At 62.4% G+C, this 6,134-nt stretch carries 9 protein-coding genes; 6 read left to right on the forward strand and 3 right to left on the reverse strand.

The window, feature by feature from the left end:
- Positions 1 to 10 precede the first annotated feature (10 nt).
- From NKH89_RS08040 to NKH89_RS08050, 3 genes are read left to right on the forward strand one after another with little or no spacing between them, the layout of a single operon-like run.
- Positions 11 to 436, forward strand: a complete 426-nt coding sequence (locus NKH89_RS08040; RefSeq protein WP_352494080.1) for an EVE domain-containing protein — start codon at positions 11 to 13, stop codon at positions 434 to 436.
- Positions 433 to 1,089, forward strand: a complete 657-nt coding sequence (locus NKH89_RS08045) for a class I SAM-dependent methyltransferase (RefSeq protein ID WP_023721381.1) — start codon at positions 433 to 435, stop codon at positions 1,087 to 1,089. Before NKH89_RS08040 ends, NKH89_RS08045 begins: the two co-directional genes overlap by 4 nt.
- 48 nt (positions 1,090 to 1,137) lie before the next feature.
- Entirely contained in the window at positions 1,138 to 1,557 is a 420-nt protein-coding gene (locus NKH89_RS08050; protein ID WP_023721382.1) for a DUF1761 domain-containing protein, read from the forward strand.
- A 25-nt stretch (positions 1,558 to 1,582) separates the two neighbouring features.
- Here NKH89_RS08050 and gcvA read toward each other — a convergent pair whose 3' ends face one another.
- A complete protein-coding gene (gene gcvA, locus NKH89_RS08055; RefSeq protein WP_023721383.1) occupies positions 1,583 to 2,503 on the reverse strand; it encodes a transcriptional regulator GcvA in 921 nt (306 codons plus the stop codon).
- 162 nt (positions 2,504 to 2,665) lie between these two features.
- Between gcvA and NKH89_RS08060 the strand changes: the two genes are divergently transcribed.
- Positions 2,666 to 2,911, forward strand: coding sequence for a hypothetical protein (locus NKH89_RS08060; protein ID WP_023721384.1), 246 nt, complete (start codon positions 2,666 to 2,668; stop codon positions 2,909 to 2,911).
- Between the two features lie 84 nt (positions 2,912 to 2,995).
- Here the strand turns inward: NKH89_RS08060 and NKH89_RS08065 are convergent, their stop codons facing one another.
- Positions 2,996 to 3,532, reverse strand: a complete 537-nt coding sequence (locus NKH89_RS08065; protein ID WP_245278686.1) for a L,D-transpeptidase family protein — start codon at positions 3,530 to 3,532, stop codon at positions 2,996 to 2,998.
- A 144-nt stretch (positions 3,533 to 3,676) separates the two neighbouring features.
- On the opposite strand from NKH89_RS08065, the gene NKH89_RS08070 reads away from it, so the two are divergent.
- Positions 3,677 to 4,360, forward strand: a complete 684-nt coding sequence (locus NKH89_RS08070) for a response regulator transcription factor (protein ID WP_023721386.1) — start codon at positions 3,677 to 3,679, stop codon at positions 4,358 to 4,360.
- Between the two features lie 195 nt (positions 4,361 to 4,555).
- Positions 4,556 to 5,011: a Crp/Fnr family transcriptional regulator gene (locus NKH89_RS08075; protein ID WP_023680480.1), complete on the forward strand. Its 456-nt coding sequence runs from the start codon at positions 4,556 to 4,558 to the stop codon at positions 5,009 to 5,011.
- A gap of 43 nt (positions 5,012 to 5,054) precedes the next feature.
- On the opposite strand, the gene NKH89_RS08080 is transcribed toward NKH89_RS08075, so the two are convergent.
- Positions 5,055 to 5,948: a sugar phosphate isomerase/epimerase family protein gene (locus tag NKH89_RS08080; RefSeq protein ID WP_352908569.1), complete on the reverse strand. Its 894-nt coding sequence runs from the start codon at positions 5,946 to 5,948 to the stop codon at positions 5,055 to 5,057.
- Between the last annotated feature and the right edge of the window lie 186 nt (positions 5,949 to 6,134).

Below are 6,134 nucleotides of genomic sequence, written 5' to 3' on the forward strand. Positions count from 1 at the left end.
GAGCAAGACAATGAACTACTGGCTGTTCAAATCCGAACCCTCGGTCTTCTCCTTCGAGGACCTCAAGGCCAAGGGCAAGGCCGGCACGCAATGGGACGGCGTGCGCAATTATGCGGCGCGCAACAACATGAAGGCGATGCAGATCGGCGATCTCGGCTTTTTCTACCATTCCAATGATGGGCTCGACATAGTCGGCATCGCCGAAATCTGCGCTCTGGCCCATCAGGACAGCACGACCGACGATCCCCGCTGGGAGTGCGTCGATATCCGCGCCTTCAAGGACATGCCGAAGCCGGTGACGCTGGAACAGGCCAAGGCCAATCCAAAGCTGGCCGACATGGCGCTGGTGCGGCTCGGGCGGCTGTCCGTGCAGCCGGTGACGCCTGCCGAATGGCAGGAGGTCTGCCGCATGAGCGGACTGACGCCGGCGCCATGACGGCGCTGACGCCGGACAGCGCCAAGAAATTCATCCTCGACAACACGGCGCTGATGGCGCCGCCGCATGTGCCGGAGATACGCCTGCAGCTGGCCGACGAGGCGCATGAATTGTGGCAGCGGACCGAGGATGAGCTGACCGAAATCGGCCTGCCGCCGCCCTTCTGGGCCTTCGCCTGGGCCGGCGGCCAAGGCCTTGCCCGCTACATCCTCGACAATCCGGCGGCGGTGCGCGGCAGGCGCGTGCTCGACTTCGCCTCCGGCTCCGGCCTCGTCGCCATTGCAGCAGTGAAGGCCGGATCTGCCGAGGTGATTGCCGCCGACATTGACCCGTTCTGCGCGACCGCGGTCCGCCTCAATGCCGAGGCCAATGGCGTCGAGATAGAATTCCTCGCCGGCGACTGCATCGGCACCGATGCGGGCTGGGATCTGGTGCTGGCCGGCGACGTCTTCTACGACAAAGCTTTCGCCGACAGGCTGATGCCGTGGTTCGCAGCGTTGAAGGCGCGCGGCGCCGACATCCTCGTCGGCGATCCCGGCCGCTCCTATTTGCCGAAGACCGGGCTGGAACCGCTTGCCGTCTACGAAGTGGCGGTGACCCGCGCGCTGGAGGACGCCGAGGTCAAGCGCACCACCGTCTGGTGCCTTGCTTGACGGCATCGCCGAACAGGCGTTCCATCGCGCAATCGACCGGAGGGAATCATGGATTTTTCAGCAATCAATTGGCTGGCGGTAATCGTCGCCGCCGTGGTGGCGTGGCTGTTCGGCGCGGCCTGGTATATGGGCCTGAGCAAGCCGTGGCTGAAGGCCGCCAAGCTTGATCCGGCGACGATGAGCAAGTCGATGCTGCCCTTCGTCGTCTCCTTCGTCGCGGAGCTTGTCATGGCGCTGGTCATGTCGCTGATCATCGGCGCAGTGACCGGCGGCGAACCGAGCCTGCTTGCCGGGGTGATCTTCGGCTTCGTTCTCTGGCTGGGGTTCGTCGCCACGACGCTTTCGGTCAACCATCGCTACGAAGGTTTCGGCTGGGATCTGACGCTCATCGATGTCGGCCATTGGCTCGGCGTGATGCTTCTCATCGGCGCGGTGATCGGCTGGTTCGGCGCGGCGGCGACAGGCTGACCTTTAGGCGGCGACAGGCTGACCTTTAAGTTGGGGTCTTGGCGACTTCCTCGAGAAGCCAATCGCGAAAGGCGACGATGCGCGGATCGTTCGCCGCACTTTCGGGATAGACCAGGAAATAGGCGAATTCGGGCGCGACCTTGATGCCGAGTTCAAAGGGCCGGATCAGCCGGCCTTCCGAAAGGTCGTTTGCCACCATGGCGAAATCGGCGAGCGCAACCGCGTTGCCGTCGAGCGCGGCCTGCACGGCATCCGTCGAATTGCCGAACACGATGGTCCGGCTGTCGTCGAAATCGTCGACGCCCGCCGCCGCCATCCACATGCTCCAGTTCGGCCAGGTGACGCCCTGGCGCGACCACTCGATATGCGCCAGCGTATGATGGAACAGGTCGCGTGGCTCCTTGAGCGGCGGCCCTGACCGCAGCAAGGCCGGACTGCAGACGGGAATGATGACGTTTTCGAACAGCCGGTGCGAGCGAAGCCCCGGATATTTGCCGGCGCCGAAACGGATGCCGACATCGACATCGTCGCGGTCGAAATCGCGCACCTCATAGCTGATATCGAAGCGCAGCTCGATTGCCGGATGCTGTTTGCGAAAATCGTCGACGCGCCGCATCAGCCACTTCGTCGCGAATTGCGCATCGAGGGTGACCTTCAGCAGCGCCGATCCGCGCGCCGTCTTCTGCGCCCGTGAGACCGCGCGGCCAAGCAGGTCGAGCGCGTCGGTCGAGGCCTCGAACAGCACCGCACCCGCCTCGGTGAGCCGGATTGTGCGGCTGGTGCGTGTGAACAGCATGATGCCGAGCTGATCCTCGATTTCCTTGATCTGGTGGCTGACCGCCGCCGGCGTCAGGCCGAGCTCGTCGGCGGCGCGGGTGAAATTGAGGTGCCGGGCCGCTGCCTCCAGCGTCCGCAGCGCACGGGTTCCAGGCAGCAGGCGCGCCATCAGTGCCAGACGAGGAGAGTTCGGTCGAGCATTCCAATCCTCAAACAAAACTTGAAGATGTAGAAAAAACTACTCGTTTCCCGTTTGAATTTCAATCCGCCATGATCTGAGCATCGAAGAAACATCAAACCGGATTTGATGTCCGGAGAAGCGGATTGCACCATGTCTGATATCGCCTTGCGCTCTGTAACCCTCCGCCCGGCCTGGCTGCGCGCCGTGCTCGACTGGCTTCGGCACGCGAGAATCGCGGCCAATCTTCCCTACGAGAATGTCGAGGATCTCTCCGATCGCCAGCTGCGCGACATCGGTAGCGAACGCAAGGACATCGCACGCGCCATGGACCGCGAACTCGGCCGGCTCGGCCTTCTCGACATAGGGTGGCAAAGGAGTAGGGGAGTAGGGGAGTAGGGGAGTAGGGGAGCTAAGCGGCGCGCCCGCCCCTGTCTCTACTTTTACTGCCCTATTCCCCTACTCCCTTATTCCCCTATTCCCTTACCTTACCACCCTCACCACCGTCCGCTCCGACAGCAGCGGCAGCAGCCGTGCCATGGTGCGGGCTGTTACCGCGACGCAGCCTTGCGTCGGCGTGAAGCCGGGGCGCGCCAGGTGGAAGAAGATGGCGCTGCCGCGCCCGCGCCGGCGCGGCACAATGTTCCAGTCCAGCACTAGGCAAGCATCGTAGAGATCGTCGGCCCGCTGCATCCGCTCATGGCTGGCGCCATAGGGGATTTTGACCGGGCGGTTGTAGTTGCGGTCCCCAGGCACTTCGCACCAGCCGAGGTCGCGGCCGATCGGCGTCATCGCCAGCCGCGTCCGGCGGCCGCTGGAAAAACGGTCGCCGCGAAAATATCCCGACAATATCCGCATCGAGGCGAGCGGCGTGGCGCCATCGCCCTCGCGCTTGCCGGCCGAGATGCCGCCATGCCCCAGCGCACATGGAAACACGAGTTTGCCGGCCTGCAGAAAGCCCTGGCTGGCATGGCCGGGCCGCGCGCGCACGGTGAGCACGGTAAGCCCTTTCGGCAAAATTGCGCCGACTGCATTGCGATCGTGTTTTTTCTTGTATGATCGTGCCACGGAACAAATCACTGTGAACGGCTGTTGTGCCGGTCAGCTTCCGCATAAACAGGCAGCGGTCAACTGAAATCTCTTTTCAAAACAACGGATTGATCCATGACTTCACGCACCATTCTGATCGTCGACGACGATGACGACCTGCGCGGCACCCTTGTCGAGCAATTGTCGCTTTATGAGGAATTCGATGTCCTGCAGGAAGCGACCGCCGCCAAAGGCGTCGCCGCGGCGCGCGGCGGGCTTATCGACCTGCTCATCATGGATGTCGGCCTGCCCGACATGGATGGCCGCGAGGCGGTGAAGATATTGCGCAAGGGCGGCTACAAGGCGCCGATCATCATGCTGACCGGCCACGACACCGATTCCGACACGATCCTTGGTCTCGAGGCCGGCGCCAACGACTATGTGACCAAGCCGTTCCGCTTTGCCGTGCTGCTGGCCCGCATTCGCGCCCAGCTGCGCCAGCACGAGCAGAGCGAGGACGCCACTTTCTCGGTCGGCCCCTACACGTTCAAGCCCAGCCAGAAGCTTCTGATCGACCCGCGCGGCGCCAAGGTGCGGCTGACCGAAAAGGAAGCCTCGATCATCAAATATCTCTACCGCGCCGACCAGAAGGTGGTGACCCGCGACGTGCTGCTGGAGGAAGTCTGGGGCTACAATTCCGGCGTCACCACGCATACGCTCGAAACCCACGTCTACCGGCTGCGCCAGAAGATCGAGCGCGATCCTTCCAACGCGGAAATTCTCGTGACAGAAAGCGGCGGCTACAAGCTGGTTCCTTAAACATTTCATTATTCAAATAAGCGATCCGGGCGGGGCGCTTTTCGGGTACGGTCCTGAGCTGGAGGTGGGTCTGGATCGAACTCGCGGAGGCATCGGGTCCAAGGAGCGGAACCGATTTTTGAAACGCCTTGCGCGTCCGGGGGACGCGCGGCGCTCTAGGGAGGAGTGGGACTGACGGTTCGGGGACATAGCTAGATGGCGCTGGATGACGACATCCGCATCCTGTCCACCGTGAGGCTCTTCGAGGGCTTTACGCAGGAACAGCTGCGTCTGCTCGCCTTCGGCGCCGAAACCACCATGCTGAAAGCCGACCACAAGCTTTATCGCGAGGACGACGAAGCTGATTCGGCCTACATCGTGGTCAGCGGCCGCATCGTGCTCTATCGCGAGCACGACGGGGAGCGCATCCCGATCGGCACCGCCGGTCCCGGCACCATACTCAGCGAACTGGCGCTGATCGCCGACACCAACCGGCTGACCAGCGCCTCCGCCGAAATCGATTCGGAAGTGCTGCGGCTCAGCCGCAAGATGTTCCGCCGCATCCTCGAGGAATACCCGGAGCTGGCGGTTCACTTGCACCAGCGCATATTGGAGGATTTCCAGGCGATGATCCGCCGGATCGAGGAACTTGGGCCGCGTTTTGCCGGCTAATGTAGCGCCTCTGGTTTAACCAGATTTCGGAATTTGCGAGTTCTCAAGGCCGGTGCGTTGCGGAAACAAGCTCGGCCTTGCGCCGCGCCGTCTCCAGTCCGAGCGCAATGAAGCGGCGCGCATGTTTGGCCAGCTCCATATTGTCGGTCCACAGATTGCGCCAGATCGCGGTTTTCCGCGACAGGTTCTCGTCGACGATTTCCGACGAGAAGGATTCGAAGCTGAGGTCGTCGCTGTAGCCGATAGCGGTCAGCGCATCGAATATCCCGGCGAAATCGATATTGCCGGTGCCGAGGAAGCCGCGATGGCTCTCGCCGATATGGACATAGCCGATTTTCTTTGCGGCGTTGCGGATGGCCAATCCGACATCGGCCTCCTCGATGTTCATGTGGAACGTGTCGAGATGCAGGAAGATGTTGTCGGAGCCGCTGTCCTCGATAAAGGCCATGCCTTGCGCGGCGGTGTTGAGCAGGTTGCTTTCGAAGCGGTTGACGATCTCGAGGTTGAGGGTGACGCCGGCTGACTTTGCCGTCTCCGCCACGTCGGCAAGCGTGCCGGCGCTGCGGTTCCACTGGTCGCGCGTCGGCGCCTCGCTCTGCAAGCCGTGGCTGGTGCTGAGGATGCCGGCAACCTTCTGGCCGCCGAGATCGCGAGTCAGCGCGATCGTACGTTTCAGGATTTCGACGCCGTGCGCCGCAATCGTTTTGTCGGCGCTCGAAATATCGCCGTCGGCCGGCAGTCCGATGCTGATCGCGACGCCGAGGCCGAGATCGGCTATCCGCTTGGCCAAGCCGTCAATGTCGACATTGGCGGGGTCGAGATAGGAGAATTCGATCAGGTCGAAGCCGGCTTCGCTGGTGTTGGCCAGCGTCCGCTCGAGATCGCTCTGCGTCGAGCTCGCCGACCAGACGAATGAGTGGATTCCGATGCGCGACATGATTGTCTCCGGTTATTCCAGCAGTAGCGGACCCAAGTCCAAATCGGTGTTTGGCAATCCGTTGCTCAGACAAAAAAGGTGCGGCCCGGAATAACGGCCCCACCAGCGAGGGGAGGTTTAGACCGCAGCCCGGCTGCCCATTTAATACATCAAAATTTAGGCCCAGATAACCTTCGGGTAGAACAC

This window comes from Mesorhizobium sp. M0923 (genome assembly GCF_040319365.1).
Lineage (GTDB): Bacteria > Pseudomonadota > Alphaproteobacteria > Rhizobiales > Rhizobiaceae > Mesorhizobium.

What these genes read in the sequence shown, in the direction of transcription:
- NKH89_RS08045 (WP_023721381.1), top strand. Translation starts at nt 433, where the DNA reads ATGACGGCGCTGACGCCGGACAGCGCCAAGAAATTCATCCTCGACAAC.
- NKH89_RS08050 (WP_023721382.1), top strand. Translation starts at nt 1,138, where the DNA reads ATGGATTTTTCAGCAATCAATTGGCTGGCGGTAATCGTCGCCGCCGTG.
- NKH89_RS08070 (WP_023721386.1), top strand. Translation starts at nt 3,677, where the DNA reads ATGACTTCACGCACCATTCTGATCGTCGACGACGATGACGACCTGCGC.
- NKH89_RS08075 (WP_023680480.1), top strand. Translation starts at nt 4,556, where the DNA reads ATGGCGCTGGATGACGACATCCGCATCCTGTCCACCGTGAGGCTCTTC.
- NKH89_RS08060 (WP_023721384.1), top strand. Translation starts at nt 2,666, where the DNA reads ATGTCTGATATCGCCTTGCGCTCTGTAACCCTCCGCCCGGCCTGGCTG.
- NKH89_RS08080 (WP_352908569.1), bottom strand. Translation starts at nt 5,948, where the DNA reads ATGTCGCGCATCGGAATCCACTCATTCGTCTGGTCGGCGAGCTCGACG.
- NKH89_RS08040 (WP_352494080.1), top strand. Translation starts at nt 11, where the DNA reads ATGAACTACTGGCTGTTCAAATCCGAACCCTCGGTCTTCTCCTTCGAG.
- gcvA (WP_023721383.1), bottom strand. Translation starts at nt 2,503, where the DNA reads ATGGCGCGCCTGCTGCCTGGAACCCGTGCGCTGCGGACGCTGGAGGCA.